Source organism: Arthrobacter sp. U41 (genome assembly GCF_007679325.1).
GTDB lineage: Bacteria > Actinomycetota > Actinomycetes > Actinomycetales > Micrococcaceae > Arthrobacter.
The window spans coordinates 84,133-98,127 of the sequence record NZ_VEGI01000001.1 but is presented as its reverse complement, the minus strand read 5'-3'; the positions used below and the strand labels follow the sequence as shown (position 1 = coordinate 98,127).

Here is a 13,995-nt window from a genome sequence, read left to right as displayed (position 1 = left end):
GGTCAGCGGCGGACGTGCTGCTCCAAGGCTTCCTTGAGCACCGCCAGCAGCGCAGGCGTGGGCTTCTGAATCATGGCCTCGTACCGGGCGTGCTTTCCCAAGTACTTCTTGATGTAGGGGCACACCGGAACGATCTTCAGGCCGGCGGCGACCGTCTCGTCGAGCGCGTGCGCCGCGAGCCGTCCGGCCAGACCCTGGCCGCCGTATCCGTCCTCGATGACCGTGTGGTAGAAAATGCGGTGGGTTGCACCGTCGTCGACGTAAGCGGCTTGGCCGACTGCGGTGCCGCCGTCGAGCACTTCGAAGCGCAGGCGTGCAGGATTGTTGCGGATGGTGATGTCGCTCAACGCGTTCTCGTTTCTGGCGCGCGGGGTGCGCAGCGCACGGTGTCCGGTCCGGGCATCAGTCGCGGGGACGGAGGCGGGCGTTGGGGAGGGCGGGGGCCGGCAGCGGCGCCGGTTCTCCCGGTGGGAACGTGCCGAAGCTCGGGCCGCCATCACCGCCACCGGATTCCGGATGGGCTGACGGAGGGGCCTCGACGCCGATTTCCGCCTGCCATTGAGCCCGGAACCCGACGATTTCCTCATGGTTCCGTCCCACGAAGTTCCACCACATCACGATCTTCTCGCCCAGCGGCTCGCCACCGATCAGCAGCAGTCGAAGGGGCTCGACGCCGGCCTCCAGGGTCAGGGACGGGCGCCCGACGGGCAGGTAAGCGAGGTGGTCCTTGGCCACCGGACGGCCATCCACCAGGGGAGCTCCGGCGTCAACCAGCAGGCCGTGCTCAAAGGACGGGTCCGTATCCAGGGTCAGCGTGGCTCCCGGGTCCAGGCGGATCTCGGCGCCGAGCAGGGGTGTGTGGGTGGTGACCGGCGAGCTGGCGCCGGCGATTGATCCCAGAAAGACCCGGATGGACCAGCCGGGGCCGGAGAGCGGCTCGGGCCGGAAATGCTCGAACGTGGGCTCCATCCCGCGTGCCCGGTCCGGCAGCGCCACCCACAGCTGCGCACCATGCAGCACCTCGGTGGCCGGCGTGGAAAACTCCGAGTGGCTGATGCCGCGTCCTGCGGTCATCAGGTTGACCTCACCGGGCCGCACCGCGGCGTGGAACCCGGCCGAGTCGCGGTGCTCGATTTCTCCCGTGAACAGCCAACTGACTGTCTGCAGCCCGGTGTGCGGGTGGCGCGGCACGCGCATGCCCCCGGACTCGCCCACCCGGTCCGGGCCGTAGTGGTCCAGGAAGCACCAGGCGCCGATGAGGCTCCGCTGGCGCTGCGGCAGGGTGCGTCGTACGTCCATGGCCCGCGGTCCGCCCAGGGGGACCTGACGGGGAACCAGGATTTCCACGCCGACGCCGTCGTCACCCGTCCCGCAAAGTATCTCCTGAGGGGCCACCTCGGTGTTGCTCATGCCACCAGCCTAGCCGTCTTGCAGGCGGCATGATGGAGTCATGACCATCCCCGAGTCCCCCGTAACGATCGCCGTGGGCGAGTCCACCGTATCGGGCGTCTATGCCCGCCCTGAGCAGCCATCTGCCACGTTGGTGGTCGCGCACGGCGCCGGAGCCGGCATGGAACACCCCTTCCTGGCCGGTTTCACCCGCGCCGTCAATCAACTGGGCATCGCCACGCTCCGCTTCAACTTCCCCTACCGGGAAGCGGGACGGAAGTTCCCCGACAGGCCTCCCGTTGCCGTCGCCACCTGGCAGGCGGCCATGGCCGAGGCTGCCGACCGGTCAGCGGGCGAGCCGCTGTGGGCCGCGGGCAAGTCCTTCGGTGGTCGGATGGCCTCCATGGCGGTTGCCGAGGGGATGCCGGCGGCCGGACTGGTCTATTTGGGCTACCCGCTTCATCCCCCGGGCAAGCCGGAGAAGATCCGGGACGAACACCTCTACGGGCTGACGCTTCCCATGCTCTTCCTGCAGGGCACGCGCGACCCGTTCGCCACGCCCGAACTGCTGGAGGCGGTGGTGGCCCGGATCGGCCCGTCGGCAACGCTGGAGTGGCGCGAGGGCGGCGGCCATACCTTCGAGGTTGCCGGAACGAAACGCAGTGCGGACGAAGTCGGGGCCTCGCTGGCGGCGTCTGCCGCAGCTTTCATCACCGCGCACGGCCCGGGCTGAGGCATCCGGCCCCTCACAGCCAGGCGGTCCGGCGCAGCGGCGGCTCGGCGCCGCCGGGCCGCTGGACGAGGATCTGGTTGACGCCGGTGATGCCCGACTCGAAGCCCAGGGCGCTGGCGGCCATGTAGAGCCGCCAGACCCTGGCCCGCCCTTCTCCAACCGCCTGCACGGCGTCGCTCCAGTGGTCCTCCAGGTTCTGCACCCAGGCCCGGAGGGTAAGCGCATAGTGCCGGCGCAGGGCTTCGACGTCGAGCACTTCCAGTCCGCCGGCCTCCAGCGCTCCGACCATCTCCGCGAGGCCCAGCATCTCTCCGTCCGGGAACACGTAGCGCGGGATGAACGAGTCCGGATCCGGCGCTGTGGGACCCGCGTTCCAGGAAATGGCGTGGTTGAGCAGCCGGCCGCCCGGCCGGAGCAGCCCGTGCAGCCTGGCGACGTACGCGGGCATCTGCTCGCGGCCCACATGCTCGGACATGCCGATGGAACTGATCGCATCGAACGGCCCGTCGTCGACGTCGCGGTAGTCCTGGACGCGGATGGCCACCCGGTCCGTCAGGCCGGCCTCTGCCACCCGCTTGCCGGCCATGGTGGCCTGTTCGCCGGACAGCGTCACGCCTACGACGTCGGCTCCGTAGTTCCGGGCGGCCTGCAGGGCAAAGCTCCCCCACCCGCACCCGACATCGAGCACCCGCATGCCCGGTTGCAGTCCGAGCTTCCGGCAGACCAGGTCGATTTTGGCGTCCTGCGCCGCTTCGAGCCCGGTGCTCTCGTCCTCCCACACCGCGCAGGAATAGACCATGGACGGGCCAAGGACAAGAGCGTAAAAATCGTTCCCGACGTCGTAGTGGTGGGAAATGGCGGCCGCATCACGCTTCCGCGTGTGCCGCCGGCCGGCGCGGACCAGCTTTGCTTCCTCCGGCGGGGGTGCCGGGTTGGGTCCTATGGCGCCGAGCAGGGCGGCGTTCTTCAGGATTGCCGCGAGTTCGCGGACGGTGGGACGACGGAACGGTCCGGGCTCGGCGAACTTGCCGGTGGAGCTGAGGGCGGCAAAACTGGCGAAGACGTCGCCCGGGGCGTCGACATCCCCGGCAACGTAGGCGCGGCTGAGGCCCAGCTGACCGGGAGACCACAGCATCCGCCGCAAAGCCCGCCGGGACCGGAACTCGAGGACCGGCGCGCCGGCCGGTCCGGCCTCCGAGCCGTCCCAGGCTTTCAGTCGCAGCGGGATTTCCTCAGTGCCCAGGACGATGGCGAGCACGTCCGCCAGCCGCGGCGCCACCCCAGTCTGTTTCGTCATGGTCATGGCCTTTCTTCCGTGCGATAGTCCGGTCCCAATCTATTTCGACGTCAGCCGGGAAAATAGGGGTCGGAAGGCCCTGCCGGGCCAACCGCTCCAGGACATAGGCGTTCCAGGACGTAGGCGTTCCAGGGCAAACTGCTCTGGCGCTCCCCGGGGTGCACGCCTATCGTCGGTGCCATGACTGAAGCACTTTCGTCCCTTGCGGAGACGTTCAAAAATGTGGGTGTGGCCCGGGCGTACGGCCCGGCCGTCACGGTGGACGGGGAGGAACTGGTCCCTGTCGCGTTGGTGTCCTTTGGGTTTGGCGGCGGCGGAGCCTCCGAGGCCGGAAGCAACATCATCGACGGCGGCCAGGAAAATGCGGCCGGAGGAGGCGGCGGCGGCTTCGTGCTCCCGCTCGGCGTCTACAGCCGCAACGCGGCCGGGCAGGTGGCGTTCCGGCCCAACACCATCGCCTTGCTGGCCTGTCTGGCACCACTTGTCTGCGCCGTCGGATACACCGTGCGGGGGATCCTCCGGGCGCAACGTCGGTAGTTTCCCGCCGCAAGTCTCTAATGGCAGACTGGTCTGGGCCGTGCGGCCGGGATTTGGCGGACGACGACGTCGATGAGGAGACCAGGTGGAAACGATGCGGGACACAGACGTGCCGCAGTGGTGGGGCGGACTCGGGCTCCCGGGCCTGATCGACATCCACACGCATTTCCTCCCGGAACGGATGCTGCAGCGCGTGTGGGCGCACTTCGATGAGGCCGGTCCACTCATCGGCCGCCCTTGGCCCATTACCTACCGCTCGGACGAGGCCAGCCGGCTGGCCCAACTGCGACGGCTGGGACTGCGGCATTTCACGGCCCTGACGTACGCCCACCGCCCGGCCATGGCGGCGGACCTCACCGACTTCGCGCTGGAGTTGGCCGCCACAGAGCCGGACTGTGTCCCCAGCGCCACGTTCTACCCGGAAGAGGGCGTCCTGGAGCAGGTACAGTCGGCCCTGGAACGCGGCGCACGGGTGTTCAAGATCCACGCGCAGGTGGGCGGATTCGATCTGCGCGAGCCGATACTCGACCCCGTGTGGGGTGTCCTGGCCGAGGCCGGCATTCCGGTGGTGGTGCACGTCGGCAGCGGCCCCGTCCCGCGGCCGGGCTTCACCGGGCCCGACAAGCTCGAGGGTGTGATGCGCCGCCATCCCCGGCTGACCGCCGTCGTCGCCCATCTGGGGGCACCTGAGTACGGCGAGTTCCTGGACCTCGCGGAGCGGTATCCGCGCGTCCATTTGGACACCACCATGGTGTTCACGGACTTCTTCGAGGCGGCCGCCCCCTTCCCGCCTGCGCTCCTGGCGCGGCTGGCCGGGATGCCCGAGCGGATCGTGCTTGGCAGCGACTTCCCGAACATCCCGTACCCGTACGCCCACCAGTTGGAGGCGCTGGAACGGCTCCGGGACAAGGAACCCCGCCTGGACGACCACTGGCTGCGGGCGGTCTGCTGGTTCAACGGCCAGCGGCTGCTGGGCGTTTAGTGCGCCTGGGAACTAGTCCTTGGTCCTGGCCCGGCTGGGCTGCACCCGCATGGGCTCACCCGGCATCTTGGGGAAGTCCGGCGGGAAGGGCAGCTCCCCCAGCCCGTCCGCCAGGTCACGTTCCCACCACTCGAGCAGAACGTCGATCGTGCCGGGGTTCGCATGCATGGCCGCCCACGGGTCCCCCGTCGCCTTGAGCCGCTGCGGCACGGTGACGATGGTGAAGTCCTTGGTGTTGACGTGCTCCAGCTCCTCCCAACGGATCGGGCAGGACACCGTGGCACCGGGCAGGGCGCGCGGGCTGTAGGCCCCGGCCATGGTGCGGTCGCGGTTCGCCTGGTTGTAGTCGACGAAAATCCGTGTGCCCCGTTCCTCTTTCCACCAGGCGGTGGTGACCTTCTCCGGCATCCGCCGCTCCAGTTCGCGGGCGGCGGCGACTACCGCGTGCCGCACGTCGAGGAACTCACGGACGGGCTCGATAGGGGCGAACACATGGAGCCCCCGGTTGCCGGAGGTCTTGATGAAGGATTCCAGCCCCGCCTCGGCCAGCACGGACCGCAGTGCCTGCGCGGCCGGGACCGCTTCCTCGAACCCGGTGCCGGGCTGCGGATCGAGGTCGATCCTGAGCTGGTCGGGATTGTCCGGGTTGCCGGCCCGCGATGCCCAGGGATGAAAGACCACGGTGTTCATCTGCACGGCCCAGACCGCGGCAGCAACCTCGTCGATCACCAGTTGCGGATGCGAGCGGCCGCTGGGGTAGACCACCGGGACCGAGCGCACGAAGTCAGGGGCTCCCTTGGGCGGGTTCTTAGAGAAGAACTGCTCGCCGTCGATGTCGCCGCCGAACCGCTGGAGCGTCACGGGACGGCCGCCGTTCGCCGCCAGGAAAGCATCGCCGACGTCGACGATGTACCGGGCGAGATCCAGCTTGGTGAGCCCGAGTTGCGGCCAGAGCACCCTGCCGGGGCTGGAAATCCGCAGTTCGCGCTCTCCGCTGGGGCTGCTGACAGTGACCGTGGCTTCTTCCCTGACCATGGGGACAAAGGTACCCCTGACCAGCAGCAACTGAATAGCCGCTGACGGCGGGCACACGGAGGACTACGGTGAATCATGGACACCACGCCGTTCCGGGACGGCCCCGTTACGTCCCTCTGCACCGACCACTACGAACTGACAATGCTGCAGGCGGCCCTTCATTCCGGGGCGTCCGGGCGAAGGACCGTGTTCGAGGCGTTCGCCCGCGCACTGCCGGAGGGACGCCGGTACGGGATTGTCGCCGGAACGGGCCGGCTGCTGGAGGGCATTGCCCGTTTCCGCTTTGGCCCGCCGGAGCTGGAGTTCCTGGACCGGACCGGCGTCGTCAACGGCGACACCCTGGACCGCCTCGCGGACTTCCGGTTTTCCGGCGACGTCTGGGGCTACCCGGAAGGCGAGGCCTACTTCCCCTACTCCCCCGTCCTGATGGTGGAATCCACGTTCGCCGAGGCCTGCATCCTGGAAACGCTTGTGCTGTCCGTCCTCAACCACGACACCGCCATTGCCTCGGCGGCTTCCCGGATGGTCAGCGCGGCGGGTGGCAGGCCCTGCTTTGAAATGGGTTCCCGCCGGGCGCACGAGGAAGCCGCCGCCGCGGCCGCCCGCGCCGCCGTGATCGCGGGCTTCGCCGCAACCTCGAACCTGGAAGCCGGCCGGCGCTTCGGCCTCCGGACAGTCGGCACGGCGGCACATTCCTTCACCCTCCTGCACGACACCGAACGTGACGCGTTCCGGGCGCAGCTGGAGTCGCTGGGACCCGGAACCACGCTGCTGGTGGACACGTACGACGTCGAGGCGGCCGTCCGTACCGCCGTCGAACTCGCCGGGGACAAACTGGGCGCGGTCCGGCTCGATTCCGGCGACCTGGTGGCACAGGCCACGTGGGTCCGCGAGCTGCTGGACCGGCTGGGCAACGTGCGCACGAAAATTGTGGTCACGTCCGATCTGGACGAATACTCCGTCGCCGCGCTCCGGGCTGCCCCGGCCGACGCGTACGGCATCGGCACGGCGCTGGTCACGGGCTCCGGCGCCCCCACTGCCGGCATGGTCTACAAACTGGTCAGCCGCACCAACGACGCCGGGGAGTTCGTTGCGGTCGCCAAGAGCTCCAAGAACAAGGTCAATGTTGGCGGGCGGAAGTACGCGGTGCGCCGGCTCGACGGCCAGGGCACGGCCACCCACGAAGTTCTAGGGGTCGGCCACCCGCCGGCGGAGGAACCCCGCAGCAGGCCCCTGCTGCGGCAGTTCATCCGGGCTGGAGAGCTTCTGCCCGGATGGACCGGGGCGGAAGCTGTGGCGCGGGCCCGGGAACGACACACCGCGACCATGGCCGAACTGCCCGACGTCGTCAACCGGCTCCAGCGCGGCGAACCGGCCATCCCCACTGTTTATGCGTAGGGTCGCCGCCGCGCCGCCCGCCGAAACCTTGCCGGGAAGACTGCGGGCCGGGCCGACGGGTCATTGCGGCGCTCCAGCTCATCGGTGACCAGCTGCAGCAGTCTTCCGGCAGACTCGGAGAGGTCCCTGCCGGTGTCCGGTGAGGCCAGTTCGACGCACTGCAGCAGCGCCGAGCGGAGCCGCACCAACTGCGCGGAGGGCACCAGAGGCCAGCGGCGGAAGGAATCGAACATCAACTCCGCTCCGTGGCTATGGGCAAGGGAACCGTAACCGAGAGCCGCTGCGGGCCTCATGCGGCGCCTGCCCGGGGGGCCTTGCCTGTTCCGGGCAGATGGCCCCCCGGTGACACGAGTGCAGGTTTCGGGCCGAGATCGACAGCGACGTTGATGTCGAGATTGCTGGTCATAATAAATATCCCCTGTGAAGCATGAACGGCCGACTTCCTGACCGCTATCAGGATACCCAACACGCCGTGAGGCACGTCACAATGGCGTAACAGCCCCGGAATCAGCCCCTGCTCTTGGTCCGGGCGGTCGCCGGAGCCGTCCACGGGTCCTCCGGCCAGGGATGCCGGGGGTACCGGCCGCGCATCTCGGCACGGACCTGCGCATAAGGCCCGGACCAGAACGACGCCAGGTCATCCGTCACGGCCAGCGGCCGCCGGGCGGGCGACAGCAGGTGGAACAGCACCGGCACCCTGCCGCCCACCAGCCGCGGCGTCCGGTCCCAGCCGAAGCATTCCTGCAGCTTGACCGCCACTACCGGGCGGCCGGCGTCGTCACCCACCTCCGGGTAGTCGATCCTCACCCAGGACCCGCTCGGCACTTCCAGCCGTTCCGGCACCAGCTCCCCCAGCCGGCCGGCGTCGGGCCAGGGCAGGAGCCGCCGCAACGGCTCCGCCAGGTCGATGCTGCTCGTGGCGGCGCCGCCCGCCAGCGCCTGAAGTTCCGGCGCCAGCCACTCCCCCAGCCGGCCCAGCAGCGCCTGCTCCGACACGTCCGGCCACGGGTCCCCAAGTTCCCGCCGCACGAGGGCAAGCCGGCGGCGCAGCGCGTCCGCTGCCGTCGACCATCCGAGGCCTCCCAACCCGTCCTTCTCCAGCGCCCTGGCAACCGCGGCCCGGCCTTCCTCGGCTGAGGGCCGCACCGGGGTGGAGGAGAGGACGATCGCGCCCAGCCGGCGTTCCTTCCGGGCTGTGACCCGGCCCTGGCTGAACCGGGCTTCCACGGTCTCGCCCAGGAGATGCCGGGCGGCGGCCGCGGCCGTCTCCGCCGCCAGGGGTGCCGCGGACCGGATGACGGCGCCGGTGCCCGCCGCGTCGCGTCCCTGGGCCCGGGAGACCTCGGCGACGGCGAGCCATTCATGCCCCGACAGCGAACTTCCGGCCGGAAGACCTGCCCGCGTGCCGGAGCTGAGCAGGTACCGTTCCGGCCCGTCGCCGGGGACCCTGCGTGCCACACGGTCCGGGAATGCGAGGGCGACCACGAAACCGACCGCTTCCGCCGTGGTCACCTCCGCAGGCATGGCGGGAGCGGCGGCACCGTTTCCCTCCTGGCGCGCGATCGTCTGCATCCGCCTGACGTCCTCCGCCCAGCGCCGGGACGCCGGGTCCTTGCCGGAGCGCAGGTCGGCCAAGAGGCGCGGGAGATCGGCGCCCGGGGCGCGTTGGTCCCCGGCGACCAGCGCCACTGCTTCCGCCGCCGTGCGGTCACCCACGACGGCGGCCCCGTCCAGCAGGGCCCTGGCCAGCCGGGGGTCGGCGGGAACCCGGGCCAGCGCCTTGCCCAGATCGCTGGCGAGGCCGTCCGCACCGACAGCGCCGAGCTCCCGCAGCACCTCGACGGCGTCGTCCATTGCAGCCTGCGGCGGCATGTCGGGCAGCGACAATCCACGGCCGCCGGGAGACCCCCAGCAGGCAAGGACCAGGGCAGCCCCGGTCAGGTCCGCGACGGCGATCTCCGGCGTCGGGTGGGCCGGGGCGGCGCCGTAGGTCTTCTGGTCGTAGCAGCGCACCACCCGTCCAGGTCCCTGGCGGGCTGACCGCCCGGCGCGCTGTTCGGCGGAGGCCCGGGAGCAGGACACGGTGACGAGGCCGGACATACCCCGGCCGGCGTCCCGCCGGGGCTCCCGCGACAGCCCCGAGTCGATAACCAGCCGGACTCCAGGGACGGTCAGGGAGGACTCGGCAAGGGACGTGGCCACGATGATCCGCGGGCGTCCGCCGGGTTCCCGCCCGGAAACGGCGCGGTCCTGCTCCGCGGGGCCCACCTGCCCGTGAAGCTCCAGGATCTCCGCGCCCGCCCGCCCGCGCAGCCGGCCGGCGACGTAGGACACTTCCCGTGCCCCAGGGACGAACACCAGGGCGTCGAGGTCCGTGCCGGAGGCGAGTGCCCGGGCGTGGGACGAGGCGGCCGTGTCCGCCACGTGGTCCAGGAAGGCGCGCGTCACCCCCCGCTCATCCAGCCGCGGCGCCGCGGCCGGCACCCACTCCACCTCCAGCGGGTACAGCGCGGACGGACAATCGACGACGGGTGCCAGCCCGCCGGCGTCGTGGTTTCCGGCGTCTTCCGGCTCCCCGGCGTCTCCGATCAATGCGGCAAAGCGCGGCGCGTCCAGGGTGGCGGACATGGCGACGAGCGTGAGGTCGCCGCGTAACTGGCGGACCTCGTGGAGCATGCCCAGCAGCAGGTCGGATTCGAGTCCGCGTTCGTGCACTTCATCGAGGATGACGGCGCTGACGGTTTCCAGTCCCGGATCGGCGAGGAGGCGGTTCAACAGGATGCCCGGGGTGACATATTCAATGATCGTGCCGGGGCCGGTCTGGCGTTCCCCGCGGACGGTGTACCCCACGCGGTCCCCCAACCGGCTGCCGTCCAATGCCGCGAGGCGCCGGGCCGCCGAGCGGGCTGCAACCCGGCGCGGCTGGGTGACAATGATGCGCGGACGGTTCTCTTGTCCCGGGCCACTCCCGGCGTCGAAGGCGAGGTTGGCCAGCAGGGGCGGAACCAGAGTCGTCTTGCCCGTTCCCGGAGGTGCCTGCACCACGGCGGTCGCGTTGGGGATCCTGGCCTGGAGCACGTCGGCCAGCTCGCCAAGGGCGCGGCCGAACGCCAGGCCGGCACCGATAACGCCCAGATCGAAGGGCAAGCGAACAAGGGGCTGCGGGGAAGTCACGCTTCCATTGTGCCTACAAAGCCGGCGGCGCCGGTTCCGCCCCGAACCGGTGCACGGCCCCTGGACGTTGCAGCACCGGGTCCGCGGGGCTCAGGTCCGGGACCTTTGACCCATGCCGCTGGATCACCCGGGGGCCTATTCTGTGCCATGACCGACTCCGAGAAGCTCGAAGTGGAGCGAAAGTACGACGTCGGCGAGGGCGACGAGTTGCCGGTTCTGGAGTCGTTGCCGGGGGTGGACCGGGTGGAGGCGCCCGAGGACGAATCACTTGACGCCGTCTACTTCGATACTGCCGGCCTGGCGCTGGCGTCCCGCGGGATCACGCTCCGCCGGCGGACCGGTGGACACGACGACGGGTGGCACCTGAAGCTCCCTGTCGCGGTTGGGGAACGTCAGGAATTCACCGTGCGGCTGGGCAAGAACCCCGAATCGGTTCCGAGGCGGCTGCGACGACTCGTCCAGGTCCACACAAGGGATCAGGACGTGATCCCGGTAGCGAAGCTGAAGACCAGGCGCACCATCCGGCGCCTTGTGGCAGTCGACGGGACCGCCTTGGCTGACTTCAGCGATGACCGGGTGGACTCGCGCACCCTGTTGGAGCCGAAGGAACAGGCCACCTGGCGGGAATGGGAAGTGGAGCTCATCGACGGATCCGAGCGGCTGCTCAAGGACGCCGACGCGCTGTTCGCGGAGACAGGCCATCATCCGTCGGCGCTGCCTTCCAAGCTCGCCCGGGGCTTGGGCAGGCAGTACCCCGCGCGCGAGGAACCAGCCCCGCCGCCGGACCCGACGGGACCGGCGTCAGCAGTGCTCCTTTCCTACCTGAAGCAACAGGTCGAGGCACTCAAGAAGCATGACCCCGGGGTCCGGGAGAACGCGGCGGATGCGGTCCATCAACTCAGGGTGGCAGCGCGCCGGATGCGATCCGTACTCGCCACTTTCCGGAAACTTGCCGACCCGGACGTGACCGGATCGCTGCGCTCAGAACTTCAATGGCTGGCCGGCACCGTGGGCGAAGCCAGGGACAACGAGGTGATGCGGGCGCGGCTGCTGGACCTGATCGGCGCCGAACCGCCGGAGCTGCTGCTGGGACCGGTGGCAAAGAACGTCGAGGAGCATTTTGATACTGCGGCCCGCAGGGCCCGGGCGAAGGGTCTCGCTGCGTTGAAAAGCGCCCGCTACTTCCGCCTCCTCGATTCGCTGGACGCGTTCCTGGCGGACCCTCCGCTGACCGAAAAGGCAGGGAAGGACGCCATCCCGACGGTGGGCCGGCTCGTCTCGAAGCAGCGCAAGCGGCTGAAAAAGGAAGTGCGCGCACTCGACGCCGAGTCCTCCAGCCCGGCCGAAGACGCGGCCCTCCATGAGGTCCGGAAGAGCGCCAAGCGGCTGCGCTATGCGGCGGAAGCGGCCGCCCCGGTGTTCGGCAAACAGGCCGCCGCCCTGGCACGCGCCGCGGAGGAGATCCAAGAGATCCTCGGCGATCACCATGACAGCGCCGTCACCCGGAACCTGCTGCGCGAACTGGCCGCCAGCGCCCCCGGCACCGATGCCTTCACCTACGGCCGGCTCCACGCGCTGGAACAGCAGGCTGGTGAGGACTCCCGCGGGAAATTCTTCCGCACCTGGAGCTCGTCGCCGCCCGGACCCCTCCGCTGGGAATAGGCGCCTGCGGGCACCCGGGCGTTAGCGACCAGGCCGTGGAATGACCAGCACGGGCGTGCGTTGGTGACCCGCCAGGTCCGTTCCGACAGATCCCTCCAGCATCCGCTCCACGGCAGCGAACCGCCCGGGCCGTGGCCCGCCGACGATCAGCAACGAGGCGTCCGTGCTGGCCGCAAGCCGGCCAAGGGCCAGGGCGACGGCTCCGTTGAGCACCCGGAACGACCATTCCTCGCCAGGCGGCCCCAAGAGAACCTGGAGAATCTCGCGAACGTGGTTCGGGGGGAAATCCGTCTCACTGTTGGCGGCCGGATCCAGCGATGCGCTTTCCCTGAGGTCTGCGGGTTCCCACTCCGTGAGGTAACTGGCCGGATCCACGAACGCGCAGATCAGATGGGTGCCGAGCGCAGCCGCCAGGTCCGCGGCTGCGCGGATCAACTGCCCGGACGGTTCCCAAGCCACTCCCAGCACCACCGGGCCGTCCGGCCACTGCTCGGCGGGCGTCGCCTGGTTGTCTTCGGACGAACCCATTACAGGATGCCTGCACCGGGCGCCATCAGTACGTCCATACCGTCAGGATAACCATCGACCGGAAACGTGCACAGCCGGTTCGAAGTCTAGGCACCTGCCACTGCAGTATTGTCCCGGGATTCGCCAATGGTCCTGCTACTTTTGCCGAAACGGCTGCACCGAAGCAGCCCCGCCAGCTCCATGAAAGATGAGCTCCTGATGGCTATAGACCAACTTTCCGCGCTACTGGCCAGCGCGATCCTGGCCGGCCTGGCCGTCTTCCAGTCCGCGCTGATCGCCGGGGCGCCAATGGGAAGAATGGCTTGGGGCGGTGCCCACACGGTCCTTCCGAAGAAATTGAGAATTGCCAGCGCCGTGTCCATCGCCTTGTACGCACTCTTCGCCTATACGGCCTTGGCCAAAGCCGAACTGGCGCCGGCACTCATCAACGGCACTGTCACGAGCGTGTCCAGCTGGGTCCTCACAGCGTACTTCGCACTCGGCATCGTGATGAACAGCATCTCCCGCAGCAAACCGGAACGGCTCATCATGACGCCCACCGCCACGGTTCTTACCGCCCTCTTCCTCGTTCTCTCGCTCAATTGACGGATGTCCACGCGTCTACCCCGGCGGGGGCCCGCTAGTGGTAGCTTTCCCCTATGTTTCACAGGGGAAGTGTTGCCAAGCGACGGGCGGTTCTTACCGCGGGACTGGATTCCTCCGTGCATAAAGCTATGGCCGCCCGTACCGGAGATCCGGTCCGCCGCATCGGCCGCTGGCGCCGGGCATTTCTGCCGGCGGGTGCCCTGCTCGTGGCTGCCGGGGCCTCAAGTTGCGCGTCCTCCTTCCCCGGGAGCGGGGAGCCGGCCTGTTTCCCGCCGGCGTTTACCGTGGCTCCCTCGAGTGCTAAACCGGGCGACACTGTTACCGTCACAGCGCCGGACGCCGACTGCGATCCGCGCTACGGCGGCAATGCCCGCATCCAGGTGACCATGACCGACGTCGCCGGCGTGGAGGTCTTGGCTGCGACCGCCCCGATGAACGACGCCGGCGGCTTCAGCTACGCCTTCAAAGTGCCGGCAGGGACCGCAGCCGGGGAGGCATTCATCACGGCGATGCCCTTCAACATCGACTGGTGCGACGACACGGGCAGGAACAACCGGGTCACCGGTGCAGGAGCGGCGCTCACTCTTGAACGGGTTTCGTGCGTGATACCGATGAAGCCGCTGACCATAACGCGGTAGGCCCCGCTGATGCTCGGGGCGACGTGTAGCTGTCCAA

At 69.4% G+C, this 13,995-nt stretch carries 14 protein-coding genes; 7 read left to right on the top strand and 7 right to left on the bottom strand.

Annotated features, from left to right (window positions below; all coding sequences use genetic code 11):
- Positions 1-2 precede the first annotated feature (2 nt).
- Together FS787_RS00475 and FS787_RS00470 are read right to left on the bottom strand one after the other, a co-directional pair.
- Complete coding sequence (locus FS787_RS00475; protein WP_144670090.1) at positions 3-347, bottom strand: GNAT family N-acetyltransferase; 345 nt, start codon at positions 345-347, stop codon at positions 3-5.
- Positions 348-402: 55 nt separating this feature from the next.
- Positions 403-1,410 carry a pirin family protein gene (locus FS787_RS00470; protein WP_144670088.1) on the bottom strand — a complete coding sequence of 336 codons (1,008 nt, stop codon included), beginning with the start codon at positions 1,408-1,410 and terminating at the stop codon, positions 403-405.
- A gap of 40 nt (positions 1,411-1,450) precedes the next feature.
- On the opposite strand from FS787_RS00470, the gene FS787_RS00465 reads away from it, so the two are divergent.
- On the top strand, positions 1,451-2,122 hold the full coding sequence (locus FS787_RS00465) for an alpha/beta family hydrolase (RefSeq protein ID WP_144670086.1): 672 nt from the start codon (positions 1,451-1,453) through the stop codon (positions 2,120-2,122).
- A 13-nt stretch (positions 2,123-2,135) separates the two neighbouring features.
- On the opposite strand, the gene FS787_RS00460 is transcribed toward FS787_RS00465, so the two are convergent.
- Positions 2,136-3,419, bottom strand: a complete 1,284-nt coding sequence (locus FS787_RS00460; protein ID WP_144670084.1) for a class I SAM-dependent methyltransferase — start codon at positions 3,417-3,419, stop codon at positions 2,136-2,138.
- Between the two features lie 180 nt (positions 3,420-3,599).
- Between FS787_RS00460 and FS787_RS00455 the strand changes: the two genes are divergently transcribed.
- Positions 3,600-3,956 carry a hypothetical protein gene (locus FS787_RS00455; protein WP_144670082.1) on the top strand — a complete coding sequence of 119 codons (357 nt, stop codon included), beginning with the start codon at positions 3,600-3,602 and terminating at the stop codon, positions 3,954-3,956.
- Between the two features lie 94 nt (positions 3,957-4,050).
- Entirely contained in the window at positions 4,051-4,938 is an 888-nt protein-coding gene (locus tag FS787_RS00450; protein ID WP_144671776.1) for an amidohydrolase family protein, read from the top strand.
- Between the two features lie 12 nt (positions 4,939-4,950).
- Here FS787_RS00450 and ligD read toward each other — a convergent pair whose 3' ends face one another.
- Positions 4,951-5,973, bottom strand: coding sequence for a non-homologous end-joining DNA ligase (gene ligD / locus FS787_RS00445; RefSeq protein WP_144670080.1), 1,023 nt, complete (start codon positions 5,971-5,973; stop codon positions 4,951-4,953).
- 75 nt (positions 5,974-6,048) lie between these two features.
- Between ligD and FS787_RS00440 the strand changes: the two genes are divergently transcribed.
- Positions 6,049-7,371 (top strand): nicotinate phosphoribosyltransferase, encoded by a 1,323-nt coding sequence (locus FS787_RS00440; RefSeq protein WP_144670078.1) that lies wholly within the window; start codon positions 6,049-6,051, stop codon positions 7,369-7,371.
- Here the strand turns inward: FS787_RS00440 and FS787_RS00435 are convergent.
- Both FS787_RS00435 and hrpB read right to left on the bottom strand, forming a co-directional pair.
- On the bottom strand, positions 7,362-7,604 hold the full coding sequence (locus tag FS787_RS00435) for a hypothetical protein (RefSeq protein WP_144670076.1): 243 nt from the start codon (positions 7,602-7,604) through the stop codon (positions 7,362-7,364). The two genes, FS787_RS00440 and FS787_RS00435, sit on opposite strands and share 10 nt — an antisense overlap.
- Before the next feature lie 274 nt (positions 7,605-7,878).
- Positions 7,879-10,545, bottom strand: a complete 2,667-nt coding sequence (gene hrpB / locus FS787_RS00430) for an ATP-dependent helicase HrpB (RefSeq protein WP_144670074.1) — start codon at positions 10,543-10,545, stop codon at positions 7,879-7,881.
- A gap of 147 nt (positions 10,546-10,692) precedes the next feature.
- Here hrpB and FS787_RS00425 point away from each other — a divergent pair, with 147 nt between their 5' ends.
- Positions 10,693-12,207 (top strand): CYTH and CHAD domain-containing protein, encoded by a 1,515-nt coding sequence (locus FS787_RS00425; RefSeq protein ID WP_144670072.1) that lies wholly within the window; start codon positions 10,693-10,695, stop codon positions 12,205-12,207.
- A gap of 21 nt (positions 12,208-12,228) precedes the next feature.
- On the opposite strand, the gene FS787_RS00420 is transcribed toward FS787_RS00425, so the two are convergent.
- Entirely contained in the window at positions 12,229-12,735 is a 507-nt protein-coding gene (locus FS787_RS00420) for a universal stress protein (RefSeq protein WP_144670070.1), read from the bottom strand.
- A gap of 198 nt (positions 12,736-12,933) precedes the next feature.
- On the opposite strand from FS787_RS00420, the gene FS787_RS00415 reads away from it, so the two are divergent.
- Together FS787_RS00415 and FS787_RS00410 are read left to right on the top strand one after the other, a co-directional pair.
- On the top strand, positions 12,934-13,320 hold the full coding sequence (locus FS787_RS00415) for a hypothetical protein (RefSeq protein WP_260982325.1): 387 nt from the start codon (positions 12,934-12,936) through the stop codon (positions 13,318-13,320).
- Positions 13,321-13,604: 284 nt separating this feature from the next.
- A complete protein-coding gene (locus FS787_RS00410) occupies positions 13,605-13,958 on the top strand; it encodes a hypothetical protein (RefSeq protein WP_144670068.1) in 354 nt (117 codons plus the stop codon).
- The last annotated feature ends 37 nt before the right edge of the window (positions 13,959-13,995 follow it).

Excerpts from the sequence above, each read along its gene's own strand:
- FS787_RS00470 (WP_144670088.1), bottom strand. The coding sequence starts at position 1,410 with ATGAGCAACACCGAGGTGGCCCCTCAGGAGATACTTTGCGGGACGGGT.
- FS787_RS00465 (WP_144670086.1), top strand. The coding sequence starts at position 1,451 with ATGACCATCCCCGAGTCCCCCGTAACGATCGCCGTGGGCGAGTCCACC.
- FS787_RS00460 (WP_144670084.1), bottom strand. The coding sequence starts at position 3,419 with ATGACGAAACAGACTGGGGTGGCGCCGCGGCTGGCGGACGTGCTCGCC.
- FS787_RS00455 (WP_144670082.1), top strand. The coding sequence starts at position 3,600 with ATGACTGAAGCACTTTCGTCCCTTGCGGAGACGTTCAAAAATGTGGGT.
- FS787_RS00450 (WP_144671776.1), top strand. The coding sequence starts at position 4,051 with ATGCGGGACACAGACGTGCCGCAGTGGTGGGGCGGACTCGGGCTCCCG.
- ligD (WP_144670080.1), bottom strand. The coding sequence starts at position 5,973 with ATGGTCAGGGAAGAAGCCACGGTCACTGTCAGCAGCCCCAGCGGAGAG.
- FS787_RS00440 (WP_144670078.1), top strand. The coding sequence starts at position 6,049 with ATGGACACCACGCCGTTCCGGGACGGCCCCGTTACGTCCCTCTGCACC.
- FS787_RS00435 (WP_144670076.1), bottom strand. The coding sequence starts at position 7,604 with ATGTTCGATTCCTTCCGCCGCTGGCCTCTGGTGCCCTCCGCGCAGTTG.
- FS787_RS00425 (WP_144670072.1), top strand. The coding sequence starts at position 10,693 with ATGACCGACTCCGAGAAGCTCGAAGTGGAGCGAAAGTACGACGTCGGC.
- FS787_RS00420 (WP_144670070.1), bottom strand. The coding sequence starts at position 12,735 with ATGGGTTCGTCCGAAGACAACCAGGCGACGCCCGCCGAGCAGTGGCCG.
- FS787_RS00415 (WP_260982325.1), top strand. The coding sequence starts at position 12,934 with ATGGCTATAGACCAACTTTCCGCGCTACTGGCCAGCGCGATCCTGGCC.